12 protein-coding genes are annotated in these 15,971 nt (G+C 59.6%); 6 read left to right on the plus strand and 6 right to left on the minus strand.

The genetic code is table 11. The annotated features are described in order from the left end of the window. From mdtC to Electrica_RS08070, 3 genes are read right to left on the minus strand one after another with little or no spacing between them, the layout of a single operon-like run. A complete protein-coding gene (gene mdtC / locus Electrica_RS08060; RefSeq protein WP_141964226.1) occupies window positions 1-3,078 on the minus strand; it encodes a multidrug efflux RND transporter permease subunit MdtC in 3,078 nt (1,025 codons plus the stop codon). Beyond that, a complete protein-coding gene (locus Electrica_RS08065; RefSeq protein WP_141964227.1) occupies window positions 3,079-6,201 on the minus strand; it encodes an MdtB/MuxB family multidrug efflux RND transporter permease subunit in 3,123 nt (1,040 codons plus the stop codon). Further along, window positions 6,201-7,445, minus strand: coding sequence for an MdtA/MuxA family multidrug efflux RND transporter periplasmic adaptor subunit (locus Electrica_RS08070; protein ID WP_141964228.1), 1,245 nt, complete (start codon window positions 7,443-7,445; stop codon window positions 6,201-6,203). Before Electrica_RS08070 ends, Electrica_RS08065 begins: the two co-directional genes overlap by 1 nt. A 343-nt stretch (window positions 7,446-7,788) precedes the next feature. Here Electrica_RS08070 and Electrica_RS08075 point away from each other — a divergent pair, with 343 nt between their 5' ends. From Electrica_RS08075 to Electrica_RS08095, 5 genes are all read left to right on the plus strand, one after another. Further along, window positions 7,789-9,321 (plus strand): EAL domain-containing protein, encoded by a 1,533-nt coding sequence (locus Electrica_RS08075; RefSeq protein ID WP_167686225.1) that lies wholly within the window; start codon window positions 7,789-7,791, stop codon window positions 9,319-9,321. 188 nt (window positions 9,322-9,509) lie between these two features. Then, window positions 9,510-10,271, plus strand: coding sequence for a dimethylarginine dimethylaminohydrolase family protein (locus tag Electrica_RS08080; RefSeq protein ID WP_131048120.1), 762 nt, complete (start codon window positions 9,510-9,512; stop codon window positions 10,269-10,271). A gap of 29 nt (window positions 10,272-10,300) precedes the next feature. Then, window positions 10,301-11,074 carry an ABC transporter substrate-binding protein gene (locus Electrica_RS08085; RefSeq protein ID WP_131048119.1) on the plus strand — a complete coding sequence of 258 codons (774 nt, stop codon included), beginning with the start codon at window positions 10,301-10,303 and terminating at the stop codon, window positions 11,072-11,074. Window positions 11,075-11,138: 64 nt separating this feature from the next. Beyond that, window positions 11,139-11,831, plus strand: coding sequence for an ABC transporter permease (locus Electrica_RS08090; protein WP_141964230.1), 693 nt, complete (start codon window positions 11,139-11,141; stop codon window positions 11,829-11,831). Continuing rightward, window positions 11,828-12,553, plus strand: coding sequence for an ABC transporter permease (locus Electrica_RS08095; protein WP_100685241.1), 726 nt, complete (start codon window positions 11,828-11,830; stop codon window positions 12,551-12,553). The genes Electrica_RS08090 and Electrica_RS08095 overlap by 4 nt, the downstream gene beginning before the upstream one ends. On the opposite strand, the gene Electrica_RS08100 is transcribed toward Electrica_RS08095, so the two are convergent. Then, on the minus strand, window positions 12,554-13,009 hold the full coding sequence (locus tag Electrica_RS08100) for an Lrp/AsnC family transcriptional regulator (RefSeq protein WP_100685240.1): 456 nt from the start codon (window positions 13,007-13,009) through the stop codon (window positions 12,554-12,556). Between the two features lie 14 nt (window positions 13,010-13,023). Here Electrica_RS08100 and Electrica_RS08105 point away from each other — a divergent pair, with 14 nt between their 5' ends. Next, a complete protein-coding gene (locus Electrica_RS08105; RefSeq protein WP_141964231.1) occupies window positions 13,024-14,142 on the plus strand; it encodes a succinylglutamate desuccinylase/aspartoacylase family protein in 1,119 nt (372 codons plus the stop codon). Between the two features lie 8 nt (window positions 14,143-14,150). Here the strand turns inward: Electrica_RS08105 and Electrica_RS08110 are convergent, their stop codons facing one another. Both Electrica_RS08110 and Electrica_RS08115 read right to left on the minus strand, forming a co-directional pair. Further along, a complete protein-coding gene (locus Electrica_RS08110; protein ID WP_131048116.1) occupies window positions 14,151-15,059 on the minus strand; it encodes a proline iminopeptidase-family hydrolase in 909 nt (302 codons plus the stop codon). 81 nt (window positions 15,060-15,140) lie between these two features. Then, window positions 15,141-15,896 (minus strand): helix-turn-helix transcriptional regulator, encoded by a 756-nt coding sequence (locus tag Electrica_RS08115; RefSeq protein WP_141964232.1) that lies wholly within the window; start codon window positions 15,894-15,896, stop codon window positions 15,141-15,143. Window positions 15,897-15,971: the final 75 nt, after the last annotated feature.

Below are 15,971 nucleotides of genomic sequence, written 5' to 3' on the forward strand. Positions count from 1 at the left end.
TTATTCGCTTACCGGTTGGCTGACTTTTCGCGAAAAACGCAACCGCAGACGGTCAAAGAACAGATAGACCACCGGCGTGGTGTAGAGGGTCAGCAGCTGACTCATCACCAGTCCGCCGACAATGGTTATCCCCAGCGGCTGACGCGGTTCCGAACCGTCGCCGCCCGAGAGCACCAGCGGCAGCGCGCCAAACAGCGCCGCGAGGGTGGTCATCATAATCGGGCGAAAACGCAGCAGGCAGGCCTGGAAGATTGCCTCCTCCGGCGGCAGATTGCCGTTACGCTGCGCCTCGAGGGCAAAGTCGACCATCATGATGGCGTTTTTCTTCACTATACCAATTAATAGCATGATGCCGATAAGCGCAATCAGGCTAAACGGCGCGCCAAAGAGCTCCAGCGCCAGCAGCGCGCCCACGCCTGCCGAGGGGAGGGTGGAGAGAATGGTCAGCGGATGGACATAGCTTTCGTACAGCACCCCGAGCACGATATAGACCGTCGCAATGGCGGCCAGAATCAAAATGACCTGCGAATTCATGGTCTGCTGGAAGACCTGCGCGGTACCGGCATAGGAGCCGCGCACGCTGGAAGGCACCCCAAGCTGAGTCATCGCGCGGTTGATGGCGTCGCTGGCTTCCGACAGCGATTGACCGGTCGGCAGGTTAAAGGAGATCGTCGATGCCGCCGACAGCCCCTGGTGGTTGACCGACAGCGGCGCGTTGGCCGGTTGCCATTTGGCGAAATTGGCGAGCGGGATCGGCTTGCCTGCGCTGTTGATCACAAACATCTTATCCAGCGCGCTGACGTCCTGGGTATACACCGGATCGACCTCCATCACCACTTTATACTGGTTCAGCGGCTGGTAAATCGTCGAGATCTGCCGCTGGCCGAAGGCGTTATTCAGCAGATTGTTGGCATCCTTGACGCTGATCCCGAGGCGCGACAGGGTATCGCGGTCGTAGATGAGATCCATCTCAGAGCCGTTATCCTGCTGGTCAGAGTTGACGTCCGCCAGCTCCGGCAGCGCGGCCAGCGCTTTACGAATTTTCGGCTCCCATTCGCGCAGCGCCGAAAGATCGTCGGATAACAGGGTGTACTGATAGCTGGCGTTGGCCTGACGGCCGCCGACGCGAATATCCTGCACCGCCATCAGGAACAGGTTGGCGCCCGGCTCTTTCGCCAGTTTTTGACGCAGCCGGTCGATAATCTGCTGCGCCGTTTCATGTCGCTGGTCGCGAGGTTTGAGGGTGATAAACATCATCCCGCTGTTGACCCGTGAGCCGCCGGTAAAGCCGGTGACGTTATCCACCGCCGGATCTTCACGAATGATCTGCATAAAGTCCTGCAGTTTGCCGCGCATTGCCTGGAAGGAGATGCTCTGGTCAGCCTGAATGCCGCCCATCAGCACGCCGGTATCCTGCTCCGGGAAGAAGGTTTTTGGAATTGAGATATAGAGCCAGACGCTGAGCGCCATGGTTCCCAGCAGCACCAGACCGGTCACGCGGCTGTGCCTGAGGACCCACTTCAGCGATTTACCGTAGCCGCCCTGCACGGCGATCAGCAGGCGGCCAAACCCGCGCTTGCGCGTCGGCTCGTGGGGTTTGCCGCGCTTCAGCAGCCAGCCGCACATCATCGGCGTCAGGGTCAGGGAGACCGCCAGCGAAATGCCGATCGCCACCGATAAGGTGACGGCGAATTCGCGTAACAATCGCCCTGGCAGGCCGCCCATCAGCAGCAGCGGTAAAAAGACCGCCACCAGCGAGAGACTCATCGACAGCACGGTGAAACCGACTTCACGGCTCCCCTGCAGCGCCGCCTGTAGCGGCTTCATCCCGGCCTCAAGATGGCGGGAGATATTCTCCAGCACCACGATAGCGTCGTCGACCACGAAGCCAGTGGCGATGGTCAGGGCCATCAGCGACAGGTTGTTGAGGCTGAAATCGCAGAGATACATCGCCGCGAAGGTGCCAATCAGCGAAACCGGAACGGCCACCGCCGGGATCAGCGTCGCCCGCCCGGAGCGCAGAAACAGGAACACCACGAGGATCACCAGCGCCACCGAGATAACCAGCGTCCGCTCGACTTCCTCCAGCGAGGCGCGGATGGTCGGCGAGCGGTCCTGGGCGATTTGCAGGTCGATCGCCGCCGGAATGGTTTTTTGCAGCTCCGGCAGGCGGGCGCGAATGCTGTCCACCGTCTGGATAATATTGGCTTCCGGCAGCTTGCGGATCATCAGCAAAATGGCCGGTTTGGCGTTGGTCATCCCGGCGTTGCGCACATCCTGCACCGAATCGCTGATCCGCGCGACGTCGCCAAGGCGTACCGCCGCACCGTTGCGGTAGTGCACGATCAGCGGCTGGTATTGCGCGGCGGTTTTGAGCTCATCGTTAGTGTGTATCTGCCAGCGCGAGCTGTGGTCCTCCAGCGCGCCCTGCGGTTTACGCACGTTGGCGTTATCGATAGCGGTGCGCACGGCGTCCAGCGAAACGCCCTGGTTAAACAGCGCCTGCGGGTTGAGGTCGACGCGTACCGCAGGCAGCGAGCTGCCGCCCACGTCGACGTCGCCGACGCCGTCAATCTGGGAGAGGGTTTGCGCCAGCTGAGTCGAGGCAAAATCGTACAGCTCGCCCTGCGAGTAGGTATCCGAGGTGAGCGTCAGGATCATGATCGGCGCGTCGGAGGGGTTGGCCTTGCGATAGGTCGGGCGGCCCGGCATGCCGCTCGGCAGCAGGCTTTGCGCGGCGTTGATCGCCGCTTGCACATCGCGGGCGGCGCCGTTGATGTCGCGGTCGAAATTAAACTCCATAATGATGCGCGTGCTGCCCAGCGAGCTGGTGGAGGTCATTTCCGACACGCCGGCGATCCGCCCGAGGGAGCGCTCAAGCGGTGTCGCCACCGACGAGGCCATGGTTTCCGGCGACGCGCCGGGCAGCGAGGCGCTGATCATGATCACCGGAAAATCCACCTGCGGCAGCGGGGCCACCGGCAGCAGGCGGAAACCGAGCACCCCGCACAGGGTGATGGCGAGCGAAATCAGAATCGTCGCCACCGGGCGGTAAATGAAGAGCGCGAAAAACTTCATTTACGCCTCCTCCTCATGTCGCGGGAAACGGCTTTTGATATACAGCGCCAGGCGGTCGAAGAGCAGATAGATAACCGGGGTGGTGAACAGCGTCAGCACCTGGCTTAGCATCAGGCCGCCCACCATCCCGATACCGAGAGGACGGCGAAGCTCGGCGCCGACGCCGGTGCTCAGCATCAGCGGCAGCGCGCCGAGCAGGGCGGCGAGTGTGGTCATCAGAATCGGGCGAAAACGCAGCAGACAGGCCTGATAAATCGCCTCACGCGGCGGCATGCCCTGTTCGCGTTCGGCGGCCAGCGCAAAGTCGATCATCATGATGGCGTTCTTCTTGACGATACCGATCAGCAGGATAATCCCGATAATGGCGATCACGTCCAGCTCGCTGCCCGCCAGCCACAGCGCCAGCAGCGCGCCGACGCCGGCGGTTGGTAAGGTCGAGAGAATGGTAATCGGGTGAATAAAGCTTTCATACAGCACGCCGAGCACGATATACATCGCCACGACCGCCGCCACCACCAGCCAGACGGTGTTGCCGAGCGCCGACTGGAAGGCGAGGGTGCTGCCCTGGAACTGGGTGCGGATATCGGTCGGCAAATCCAGCGCCTGTTCGGCGGCGAGGATGGCGTCGACCGCATCGCCCAGCGAGTAGTTATCCGGGACGTTGAACGAAATGGTGGTCACCGGGAACTGATCGAGATGGTTAATCGACAGCGGCGCGAAGCGCTGCTCGACGCTGGCGATGGACTTCAGCGGCACGATGCCGCCCCCGCTGCTGGTCAGGCGAATGTTGTCCAGCGCCGCCAGTCCCGGCGTCGCGCGGGTGTCATGCTCCAGCACCACGCGATACTGATTGGCCTGAGTGTAGATAGTCGAGATCAGCCGCTGGCCGAAGGCGTTATACAGCGCGTTATCGACGTCGGCCATGCTGATGCCGAGACGGCTGGCGCTGTCGCGATCGACTTTGATATAAGCGGCGAGGCCCTGATCCTGCCAGTCGCTGCTGACGTCGGAGAGCTGCGGAAGCGCCTGGAGACGCGCCAGCAGCTGCGGCACCCAGTGACTGAGGGCATCCAGCGAGTTCGCCTGCAGGGTGAACTGATACTGGGTCCGGCTGACGGTGGTATCGATAGTCAGATCCTGCGTTGGCTGAAGGTAGAGCTCGACGCCGGGGATCCCGTCCGCCGCTTTTTGCAGGCGGGTAATCACGGTCTGCACGCGGTCGGCGCGTTGATCCAGCGGTTTGAGGTTAATCTGCAGGCGGGCGCTGTTCAGCGCCGTGTTGGTGCCGTCCACCCCGATGTGGGAGGTCAGACTCTCGACGGCCGGGTCTTTGAGGATCGCGGCGGAAACCTGCTCCTGGCGCTGCGCCATATTGGCAAACGAAGCGGACTGCGGAGCCTGTAACGTCCCCTGAATAATGCCGTTGTCCTGAATCGGGAAGAAGCCTTTCGGAATGAAGACCCACAGCATGATTGACAGCACCAGCGTGCCTAAGGCCACGCTCAGGGTCAGCCACGGGTGATTCAGTACCCGGCTAAGCATCCGACCATACGCGGCGATGACCCGCTCGAAGAAGCGCTCGCTGGCCCGCGAGAAGCGGTTTTGCTTACGCAGCGACTCGTGGCTGAGCATCCGCGCGCACATCATTGGCGTTAGCGTCAGCGAGACGACGGCGGAGATCAATATCGCCACCGCCAGGGTGATGGCGAACTCGCGGAACAGCCGGCCGACGATATCGCCCATAAACAGCAGCGGGATCAGCACCGCAATCAGCGAGAAGGTCAGCGAGATGATGGTAAAGCCGATTTCTCCGGCGCCCTTCAGCGCGGCGGCGAGCGGCTTTTCGCCTTTTTCGATATAGCGCGAGATGTTTTCGATAACCACGATAGCATCATCGACGACGAAACCGGTGGCGATGGTGAGCGCCATCAGCGTCAGGTTGTTGATCGAAAAGTCGAGGAACACCATGACCGCGAAGGTGCCCACCAGCGACAGCGGCACGGCGACGCCGGGGATAATGGTCGCCGGGACGTTGCGCAGGAACAGGTAAATGATCATCACTACCAGCGCAATCGCCAGCATCAGCTCAAACTGGGTATCGCTCACCGACGCGCGGATGTTGGTGGTGCGGTCGGAAAGGACCTGCACCTTGACCGATTTCGGCAGGCTTTCCGTCAGCTGCGGCAGCATCTGACGCACGCTGTCGGCGGTGGCGATGATGTTCGCACCCGGCTGGCGTTGAACGTTCATGACGATCGCCTGCTGGTTGTTCGCCCACGCGCCGAGCCAGCTGTTTTCCGCCCCTTGCTCGATGGTGGCGACATCGCCGAGACGAATCGGCGCGCCGTTCTGCCAGGCGACTATCAGGCGGCGATAATCTTCCGCCGACTGCATCTGGTCGTTGGCGGAGAGGGTCACAGCGCGGGAAGGGCCGTCAAGGCTGCCTTTTGCCGAGTTGACGTTGGCGCTGGTGATGGCGGTGCGAATGGTTTCGCTGGTCAACCCCAGCGCAGCGATGGCCTGCGCATTGAGCTTCACGCGCACCGCCGGGCGTTGGCCGCCCGCGAGAGTCACCAGCCCGACGCCGGAAACCTGGGAAATTTTCTGCGCCACGCGGGTCTCTACCATATCTTCCACTTGGGTCATCGGAATGGCGGAAGAGGTGACCGCGAGGGTCATGATCGGCGGATCGGCCGGGTTGACTTTACTGTACACCGGCGGGTTCGGCAGGTCGGACGGCAGCAGGTTGCTGGCGGCGTTGATCGCGGCCTGCACCTCCTGTTCGGCCACGTCCAGCGGCAGGGTCAGCTGGAACTGGAGCGTGACCACCGAGGCGCCGCCGGAACTTTGCGACGACATCTGCTTCAGGCCGGACATCTGACCAAACTGGCGTTCCAGCGGCGCGGTAATCGCCGAGGTGACGACGTCCGGGCTGGCGCCGGGATAGAGGGTGACCACCTGGATGGTCGGATAATCCACTTCCGGCAAGGCGGAAACCGGCAGGAATCGATAGCCGATGATCCCCGCCAGCATAATCGCCACCATCAGCAGCGTGGTGGCGACCGGGCGCAGAATAAACAGTCGGGAAGGGCCGCCCGTACTGCTCGGGGGTAAGACCTGCATCAGGAGCGCGCTCCTTTTTGGCCGTATTCACGGCTGGTGGCTTTTACCGGCGCGGCCTGCGCGCTGCGCGGCTCCACCACTTCCACTTTCGCCCCTTCGGTCAGACGGTCGATACCGTCAGTGACCACCCGGTCACCCGCCGACAGCCCGGCGTTAATCACCACTTTCAGACTGTCCTGAATACCCGGCGTGACGGTGTGTTTGCTGACTTTGTTCTCGTCGTTCAGTACCCAGACGAAGTGGCCTTCATTGCCCATTTGCAGCGCGGCGGTGGGGATGACGACGGCGTTCTGTTCCGTGTCCACCAGCATACGGGCGTTAACGAACTGATTCGGGAACAGGGCGTCGTCCTGGTTGCTAAAGCGCGCTTTCAGTTTGATGGTGCCGGTGGTGGCGTCAATCTGGTTATCCAGACTCAGCAGGGACCCTTCGCTGATTTTTTGTTTATTGGTCCGATCCCAGGCCTCAACCTGTAGCGGTTTCCCGGCTTTCTGCGCCTGCACCACCGTGGCGATATCATTTTCCGGCAGCGTGAAGACCACATCGATCGGATGGGTTTGGGTGAGCACCACGATGCCGGTGGTATCGGCACTTAAAATCTGATTGCCGATATCCACCTGTTTTAAGCCCACGCGGCCATCAATCGGCGCGGTGATACGGCTCCAGTTCAACTGCAGCTGGGCGCTGGCGACGGCGGCTTCGTCGGCTTTGAGGGTGCCTTCCGTTTCGCTAACCAGCGACTGCTGGGTATCCAGCTCCTGGCGTGAAACCAGGTTGCTCTTCACCAGTTGTTGATAGCGGGCGAGATCGCGTCGGGCGTTGGCGAGCGTGGCTTTGTCTTTCGCCAGCTGGCCCTCGGCCTGGGCCAGCGCGACTTTAAACTGGCTGGGGTCGATTTCGGCGAGCAGATCGCCCGCTTTGACCTGCTGGCCCTCCTGGAAGTGGATAGCCAGCAGTTGCCCAGCCACCCGGCTACGGACGGTCACCGTATTGGCCGCCGTCACCGTACCGAGGCCGCTGAGATAGCGAGGCACCGACTCGCTGGTGGCCGTCGCTGCCTGGACCGGCGCGAGGGCCGCACCGAAGCGACCGTGGCGACCGCCTGGCGTCTGCCGCGGGGAGTCATTCGCCGCCGCAGGCGTAGCGTTGGTCGCTTCACGACTTTGCCAGAACCAGTACCCGGCACCAGCAATGACGATGACCGCCAGCGCGGTGCCCCAACGGAGTGTATGGCTGCCTTTCATGTATTTGCTATCTCATCCTGAAACGTTTCGCGAAATGATACTAGTTTAGTGACCAAACGCCCCGCAAAAATGGAGGAATTATGAAAAGACTGTTGAGATATGTCTGGATAAAATGCTTTTCGATGAGCCGGTTAGGCTAAAAAAACGGGGCGTCGGGTCAGGTGTTCGTCGCTGTCCGCGCGTTTTCTCGCAGCCCGGCCTGGATGGAGCGGCTTTTCATTTCTGGTATAACCGCTCCGACGCCCTTATTATCAACACGATAGGTCTGTACTGCAGGGGCGGGTACGTCGGGTGTCAGGATTTGCAACGCAAACCGGTATCCACCAGGGATTGCGGAGAGACGATGAAACTTATCCAGAAGACGAAATGGCTGCTGGCGGGCGGCGGTGTGAGCGTGCTCGTTTCCGTTTTGCTGACCAATGTGGTGATGTTAAACAACCAGCGCGTTCAGCTTGAGACGCTGAGCCAGGAACTCCTCACGCATGCCGAAGATGTGACCACGCAAATCACGTCTGCTATTCATCATGCGCAGCGGCGGCATCTTGATGGTTGTAACAAGCAGGCGATCGCCGCCTTGCGGGAGGTCATCTGGAAGTATGCCAGCGTGGAAGATATTGGCATCGTGGAGAACGATAAGCTGGCCTGCACCGCCAACTGGGGGATGCTGGATAAACCGCTGCCGATGCCCGCCGAGAAATATGTCGTAGCAAATGGATATAGCGTTTACAAAGGCGTAGAGAATTATCTCCCGTACGGTGTGATTATGGATATGAGCCGCCAGGGTAATATTGTTTCCTTTACCTCGACATTTGCCTTTAGCGCCTTTGCCCGACGCCACCAGGACTTTAATTTTTCGTTAACCAGTTTCAATGGCGATCACATTTTTCTGAATGATGTGAAATCCGTGGCCAAGCCGTCGATAAGCGTTAACCTATGCAGCAGTAAATACGATATTTGCAGCCATCTGACGCAGCGAAAAAAAGGGTTTTTCTCACTCTCTCCGCTCCTTATCGCGCTCATTACCGGGACGGCTTTTATTCTCGGTGCCGCGTTCTTCTATTCGATTCTGAGCTATCTCAGCGAACGGCGGTCGCTGGAGTATCGCTTAAAAAAAGCGATTGTTAAGCAGCGTATTTATATGGAGTATCAGCCGTTGGTGCGCGCTAAAAACGAACGGGTGGTCGGCGTCGAGGCGCTGGTTCGCTGGTATGATCCGGTCTTTGGCCAGGTCTCCCCGGAACTGTTTATTTCAATGGCGGAACAGCTGAATGTATACCCCGATATTTCTAAGCTGGTGATGGAGAAGGCCACCAGCGAGTTGAAAACCATTCTGCACGCCGACGCGCAGTTTACCCTCGCGATAAATATCGGCAAATATGAAATTAACGACCCGCTGTTTTTAGATAATCTTCTGCACATTTTGCAACGTAACGGCATTCGACCCCAGAAGATTAAAATTGAGATAACCGAAAGAAGCGGCGAATACTATAAAAAAATCGCGGACTTTTCATTACAGGCGAAGAGCCGCGGATTGCGCATCGCCCTCGATGATTTCGGCACCGGATCTTCAAACCTGCAGTGGTTAACCGAAGTGTTTTATGATGAGATAAAACTGGATAAGTTTTTCGTCAACGGCCTTAAAAATGAGTATAAACGAGCCATCCTGACCTCGATTCTTGATGTCGTCTACGGGCTGAATAAGCAGATCGTTTTCGAAGGCGTGGAAAGTAAAATTGATTTTGAGTTCGTCAAATCCTTCGATGAAAATGCGTTAATTCAGGGATGGTATTTTTACCGGTCGATGCCCATCGACAAACTCACCGCGCTGCTCCTTTCCGTCCCTCCCTCCGACCCGGCACCTGGCGTACGGGATTAGCCTGCGGCAAGAGACCGTTATCCGACAGCGGAATGCGTCGTTTCCCCGGCAATATACAGCGTAAATTGACCGCCGTGGCCGGCTATTCAGCCGGACTGGTGACAACATCTGTTTGATAATCAAGAAAACCCGTGGCTTTACCAGCCTGGCGGGAACAACAACGATCATTCGTCACCTGAGGGTTCTCTATGCATTTTACCCAGGCTATAGCCCGCCTGCCGGCCGCAACCTGTGCCGCCGGACAAACCACCGCCCGGCTCGGCGCGCCGGATATTGCCGACACTACACGTCAGTTTCTCGCCTATGTGCACACCTTGCTGCAGCTCGGCCTGAAAGTGACGGTCTTGCCTGCGGCAGCGGATTATCCGGATGCCCATTTTGTTGAAGATACCGCGGTCGTCATGCCGGAACTGGCGGTCATCACCCATCCCGGCGCGCCGAGTCGCCAGGGGGAAGTGGCCTCGATAGCGCCGGTGCTGGCCGGTTTTCGTTCGCTGGCGCATATGAGCGAGCGCGGTCATCTGGACGGCGGCGACGTGCTGCTGGTGGGTAAGCAGTTTTTTGTTGGTCAGACCGCGCGTACCGATGAACAGGGGATCCGCGAGTTTGCGGCCGCCGTTGAACCGCATGGCTATCAGGTGACCTCCATTGAAGTGAGCGCCGGGCTGCACCTGAAGTCGATCGTCAACTATGTCGGACGCAATACGCTGCTGCTAACGGAAGACTACGTCAATCACCCGGCGTTTAGCGGGTTCAATACCATCGTTATCCCGCAAGAAGAGTCGTATGCCGGGAATACGTTATGGATCAACGACACCTTAATTACGCCTCAGGGGTACCCTTACACCCTGGGCGAAATCAGCAAGCTGGGGATGCCGGTTGTGCAGCTCGACACCAGCGAATTTAAGAAAATGGATGGCGGCCTGACCTGCCTTTCACTGCGTTTTTAGCCACGTCGCTGACATCAGGGGTCACAGATATGAAAACAGGTATTGCCGCTTTACTGGCTTGTATGGCCCTGAGCGCGCCGCTGGCCGCTCAGCAGTTCGACACCATCAGCTTCGGCGTTGACGGCGGCTATCCGCCCTTTGACGTGCTGGCGCCCAGCGGCGAAATAACCGGCTTTGACATTGATATTGCCAACGCGCTCTGTACGCAGCTGAAAGCGAAGTGCGTTTTCGTCAAGCAACCGTTTGAGAGCATGATCGCCGCGCTGAACGCACATAAATTTGATGCAATTATTGCTTCGCTGAATATTACCGACGAGCGGAAGAAGGAAGTGGATTTCACCGACCGCTACTATCGCAGCGCGGCGCAACTGGTGGCGCGCAAGGGGAGCCCGCTGCTGCCGGATGCCGCCAGCCTCAAGGGCAAGACCGTCGGCGTACAAACCGGCTCGACGCATGAAGCTTACGCCAGAAGCCACTGGGCCGGTCACGGCGTGAAGATCGTGGGCTACGCCAACCAGGACAACGTCTATCTGGATCTGCTCTCCGGGCGTATCGATGCCTCCTTACAGGACAATATCCAGGCGGCGACCAGCTTTGTCGACACGCCGCGCGGACAAAAATTCGCCTTCGCCGGTCCGGTCATCAGCGACGGCAGCATTTCGTCTGACGTCGGCATTGCGGTCAATAAAGACAATCCGGCATTGCGTGACGCTCTCAACGGAGCCATCAAGCAAATCCGCGCCGACGGCACCTACGCCGCGATTGAGAAAAAGTACTTTAGCTTCGATATCTACGGCAATTAAGCCGTAAAGGGGAGGGCGTGGTCGGCGACCGGCGCCCCTTTACGCCACGGGTGGAAGACAGAATATGGTTGCAGATTATTTACCGCTACTGTTACGCGGCGCGGGGGTGTCGCTGTGCGTGATGCTGGTCTCGCTGCTGGTGGCGCTGCTGCTGGGGCTGGTGAACGCGCTGATTAAGCTGTTCGGACCGCGCTGGCTGCGGTGGTTTTCCACCGGTTATACCACGCTGGTGCGCGGCATCCCGGAGCTGGTGATTATGCTGCTGCTGTTTTTTGGTGGCGAGATGCTGGTCAACGCCCTGCTGTCGCTGGCTGGAGTTGGGCCGGTGCGTTTTAATACCTTTATTTCCGGCGTGCTGGCGATTGGCTTCGTGTTTGGCGCCTATTACACCGAGACGTTTCGCGGCGCGTTTCTCACCGTCGATCGCGGACAAACCGAAGCGGCTGAAGCCTACGGCATGCGGCCGTGGCTGGTCTTCCGGCGCATCATGCTGCCGCAGATGCTGAGCTTTGCCATTCCGGGCATCAATAATAACTGGCTGGGACTGATGAAAGCGTCGGCGCTGGTCTCCATTCTCGGTTTAGAAGATATGGTGTGGCTGGCGGAACAGGCCGGGCGCGCCACGCAAAAACCCTTTTTGTTCTACTTCCTAGTCTCGCTGATTTACATGGTTATCACCGCCTTGTCCAGCTGGCTGTTTAGCCGTCTGGCGAAGCGCTACGCGCTGCGTTCGTCAACGGCGGGGGCGGCGCAATGAATCTGCAGACCTTTATCGAGGCGGTACCGGGCTATTTGTGGAGCGATGGCAACGGTTCGACGAGCGGGCTGGCGATGACGGCGGAGCTGTTTTTGCTCTCCCTGGCGCCCGGAATGGTGCTGGCGGTGCTGCTGGCGATAGGCCAGGTCTACGGTCCGCGCCTGCTGGCCTGGCCCGTCCGCGGCTTTACCTGGTTTTTCCGCAGCACGCCGCTTTATCTGCAGCTGATGCTTATCTATTACGGGCTGTCTCAGTTCGATATTGTCCAGCTGGGCTGGCAAAACGATCGGCCGTTCTGGCTGCTGTTCCGCGACGCCACCTTCTGTGCCACCCTGGCGCTGGTGCTGAACACCGCGGCCTACGTCGCGGAATTGCTGGCGGGGATGATGGCGACGTTTCCGCGCCAGGAGTGGGTGGCCGGGGAAGCCTATGGTATGACTAAGTGGCAGATTATTCGCCGACTGGTGCTGCCCGCTACGCTGCGGCGGGGGATTCCGGCGCTGAACAATGAGATGGTGTTTTTGCTCCACGCCACTTCGCTGGCCAGTACCGTGACGTTGCTGGATATCACCGGCGTGGCGCGCGCTTTCTATGCCATCACCTACTCGCCGTTTATCCCGTTCCTGATGGCCGCCGCGCTCTATTTAGTGTGCACCTTTTTGCTGATTTTCGTCTTTTCGCGGGCGGAACGACGTTGGCTGGCGTTTATCAAGCGCCCCTGATCAGGAGCGTTTGATGGACTGTAGTTCCGTCAGGGTGACGATTTTATCGATGCGAAATTTTTTGCTGGTCAGCCAGCCGTCGGCCAGCTGGCAGTAGTGCGCCATGCTGCGACAGCCGATACGCACCAGAAAGTCAAAGCTGCCGCTGACCAGCCAGCAGTCGAGCACCTCCGGCGTCTGGCGCATCTCCTGCTCAAAGACCGGCTGTGAGCGGCCATGGTCGGCCAGCGCAATTTGCGCCTGCACCACGAAAGCATGTTCCGGTTCCGGGAGTTCAATCACCGCGCTGTAGCCGCGGATAATGCCGTCGCGCTCAAGGCCACGTACGCGTTCCAGGCAGGGACGGGCGGTGAGGTTTACCTGCTCCGAGAGCTTTTGATAAGAAATGCGGCCATCCCGGCGCAGGATTTCAAGGATCTTATGATCGATACGGTCGAGCCGGGCTTTCTTTTCCACAGATAGGACGTCCAATGAAAATTAAACACTATACCTTACCCGAACATGCGCTGAGTGGGCAGCGGCAATTAACCCATTTTCACTTTGGCGAACCCGGCCGCGGAGAGAAAATCTATCTGCAGGCGGGGCTGCACGCCGATGAAATCCCGGGCATGCTGGTACTGCATTATCTTAAAAGATTACTTAACCAGGCGGAACGGCGCGCCGAGCTGCGCGGTGAGATTATCCTCGTGCCGGTCGCTAACCCGCCGGGGCTGGCGCAGGTCGTGCTCAACGGCGGGATCGGACGATTTGATCTCGCCAGCGGCCGCAACTTCAACCGCGATTTTCCCGACCTCGCCCACCTTGCGCAGCGCTATCTCGGCGCCGATGCCCCGCAGACCCGCGAAGCGTACCTGCGGCAGGTCCGCGCGGCGATGCGCGAGGCGCTGGCCGCCGAACCGCAGCGCAGTGAAGTTCAGGCGTTACGCCACCATCTGCTGAGCCTGGCCTGTGATGCCGATGTGGTGCTGGATCTGCACTGTGACGATCGGGCCATTTTGCATCTGTACGCCGATCCGGCCTGGCAGGCGGAGGCCGGGGTGATGGCGGCCTTTTTAGGTATTGAAACGGTACTGCTGTCGCAAGAGAGCGGCGGTTACTCGTTTGATGAAGCCTGCGGGCTGCCCTGGCATCACCTGGCGGCGCGCGCTCCGCAATGGCAGCACGGCCAGCCTGGCTGTATGGCGGTGACCGTGGAGCTGCGCGGTCAGCAGGATGTGAATCACGCGCTGGCCCGCGAGGACGCTGAACGTCTGTACCGTTATCTGCAATATCGCGGCGTGCTGGCGGGCGAAGTCCAGCCTGTCCCGCAGCAGGAGACGCTGATGCTGCCGTTTGCGGCGGGAGAGATAGTGACCGCGCCGGCGAGCGGGATCTTCGTAGCGTTGAAACAGCCCGGCGAGTGGGTCAGCGCCGATGAGGTGGTGGCTGAGATTATCGATCCGCTCACCGATATGATTCAATCGGTCCGCCCGCAGACCGGAGGGTTGATCTACGCCAGCCGTCGGGCGCCTTTTGTCACCTTTGGCGCCGAGGTGATGAAAATCGTCGGCAGGCAGAGTTATGCCGGAGGCGGCGGGCTGGCGATGTGACCCGTTGGTTAAACCGGCGGCATTGATGTCGAACGGGCCAGAAAGTCGCTCACCGTCTTCATGCACAGTTCGCGCTCTTCCACGTGCGGCATATGGCTTGAGGCTTCGAAAATGACCCACCGGGCATCAGGAATGTGGTCCATAAAAGGCTGTACCACTGCCGGCGTGGCTTCATCGTAACGCCCGGAAATCAGCAGCACCGGGACCTCAATTTGCGGCAGACGGTCGATAATGGTCCACGCTTTCATGCTGCCGATAACGTGGAATTCGGTGGGGCCGTTCATCGCGTGATAGACCGTCGGGTCCGCGTCCATCGCATCGAAGGTGCGCCGTACTTCCGGCGGCCAGGGATCAAGCCGACAGACGTGGCGTTGATAAAAGACCTGGCTTGCCGCCTTATATTCCGCGCTGTCCAGCGTCCCGGCGGCCTCGTGCTGCAACAGCGTTTGCTGGATATCGGCGGGCAACTGCGCCCGCAGCTCTGCCGCCCCCTGGAGCCACAGCGCCATTGAGGCCGGGGAGTTGGCGATAACCAGCGCTTTTAAGCCTTTTGGCTGCGTCACCGCGTGCTCCGCGCCCAGCATCCCTCCCCACGATTGACCGAGCAGGGCATAATTATCGGCAATATTGAGGTGTCGCAGCAGGTTATCCAGCTCGTCGAGAAACAGCGCCGGCTGCCAGAAGTCGGCAGGCTGCTGCGGGAGATGGGTTGAGCGCCCGTTGCCTAACTGATCGTAGTGGATCACCGCTCGTCCGCTCAGCGCGATGTCGCGGAACGCATCGACATAATCGTGCGTACACCCCGGCCCGCCGTGGGCCACGACCAGCGGCGTCAGTCCGCTATCGATATTGCCGCAAATACGAAACCAGGTTTGATACTGCCGAAACGGGGCATAGCCTTCGCGAATGGTATACATGAGTGATCTTTACCCTGTTAAATGGACCGGCTTTCAGGGTAAAGGGTCATCGGCGAAGCTGAACACTAGTAAAAATGCTAGTTATTGGCTGTCGAGCAGGCGGTAATGCAGGGCGCGAACCACCGCCTGTACGCGGTTGCTGGCGCCCAGTTTTTTCGCCGCGGTATTCAGGTGCAACGTCACCGTCGCCACTGAGCGATGGAGCTTGCGGGCGATCTCTTTGGCGGTGAGTCCTTCGGCGGACCAGGCCAGACATTCGCGCTCGCGGTTGCTTAATTTCACGTGGCGGCAGGTCAGCATGGTGCTGTCGAACAGCGGAAAAGCCGTCTCCTGAAACTGATGGGCAAGCAGCATCAGCTGCGCCAGAGTGGCGCTGATTTCCGGCTCCTGACGCTGATCGGTGTGAATACCGGTCAGGGTGACGAAACCGCCGTTAGGCAGATGCAGGGGAACCGTGGCGCCGCAGGGCATATTGTGTTCACGCATATAGTGGGTGACGGCGGTCGTATGCGGGTCCAGTCTGCCGCGCAGCATGTTGCTGTCCGGGCGCTGATAGGACCAGATAAAGGGCGCGCAGCTCTCCAGCGCGCAATGCTGCACCGGATCAAGCTGGTAATAGCCGCGTTCGCACCATAGCTGACGCATATCCTCCGGCACATTGCACGTTTTGAGCAGCGAGGGCGTAATCAGCTCCCCTTCCAGAGAGCGCGGGACCGGGGTGTAGTCGTAAATAACCGCGTCAAACCCCAGCTTTCGCGTTTGCTGAAATAGCCCGCCGAATGCCTCATCCAGGCTGCCAGCCTGCGCGCCGCCGGGGCGTTCAAACTCCAGTCGCATATAACCCCCCTCACATAAAAACGAGACCTGCTACGGGCATGATTTGTGCAAATCCGTCAATCGCCCGCTGTGAGG

It is taken from the genome of Klebsiella electrica, assembly GCF_006711645.1.
GTDB lineage: Bacteria > Pseudomonadota > Gammaproteobacteria > Enterobacterales > Enterobacteriaceae > Klebsiella > Klebsiella electrica.

Coding starts and splice junctions, on each gene's coding strand:
- Electrica_RS08095 (WP_100685241.1), top strand. CDS start 11,828: ATGAATCTGCAGACCTTTATCGAGGCGGTACCGGGCTATTTGTGGAGC.
- Electrica_RS08085 (WP_131048119.1), top strand. CDS start 10,301: ATGAAAACAGGTATTGCCGCTTTACTGGCTTGTATGGCCCTGAGCGCG.
- Electrica_RS08110 (WP_131048116.1), bottom strand. CDS start 15,059: ATGTATACCATTCGCGAAGGCTATGCCCCGTTTCGGCAGTATCAAACC.
- Electrica_RS08115 (WP_141964232.1), bottom strand. CDS start 15,896: ATGCGACTGGAGTTTGAACGCCCCGGCGGCGCGCAGGCTGGCAGCCTG.
- Electrica_RS08070 (WP_141964228.1), bottom strand. CDS start 7,445: ATGAAAGGCAGCCATACACTCCGTTGGGGCACCGCGCTGGCGGTCATC.
- Electrica_RS08080 (WP_131048120.1), top strand. CDS start 9,510: ATGCATTTTACCCAGGCTATAGCCCGCCTGCCGGCCGCAACCTGTGCC.
- Electrica_RS08075 (WP_167686225.1), top strand. CDS start 7,789: ATGAAACTTATCCAGAAGACGAAATGGCTGCTGGCGGGCGGCGGTGTG.
- Electrica_RS08065 (WP_141964227.1), bottom strand. CDS start 6,201: ATGCAGGTCTTACCCCCGAGCAGTACGGGCGGCCCTTCCCGACTGTTT.
- Electrica_RS08105 (WP_141964231.1), top strand. CDS start 13,024: ATGAAAATTAAACACTATACCTTACCCGAACATGCGCTGAGTGGGCAG.
- Electrica_RS08090 (WP_141964230.1), top strand. CDS start 11,139: ATGGTTGCAGATTATTTACCGCTACTGTTACGCGGCGCGGGGGTGTCG.
- mdtC (WP_141964226.1), bottom strand. CDS start 3,078: ATGAAGTTTTTCGCGCTCTTCATTTACCGCCCGGTGGCGACGATTCTG.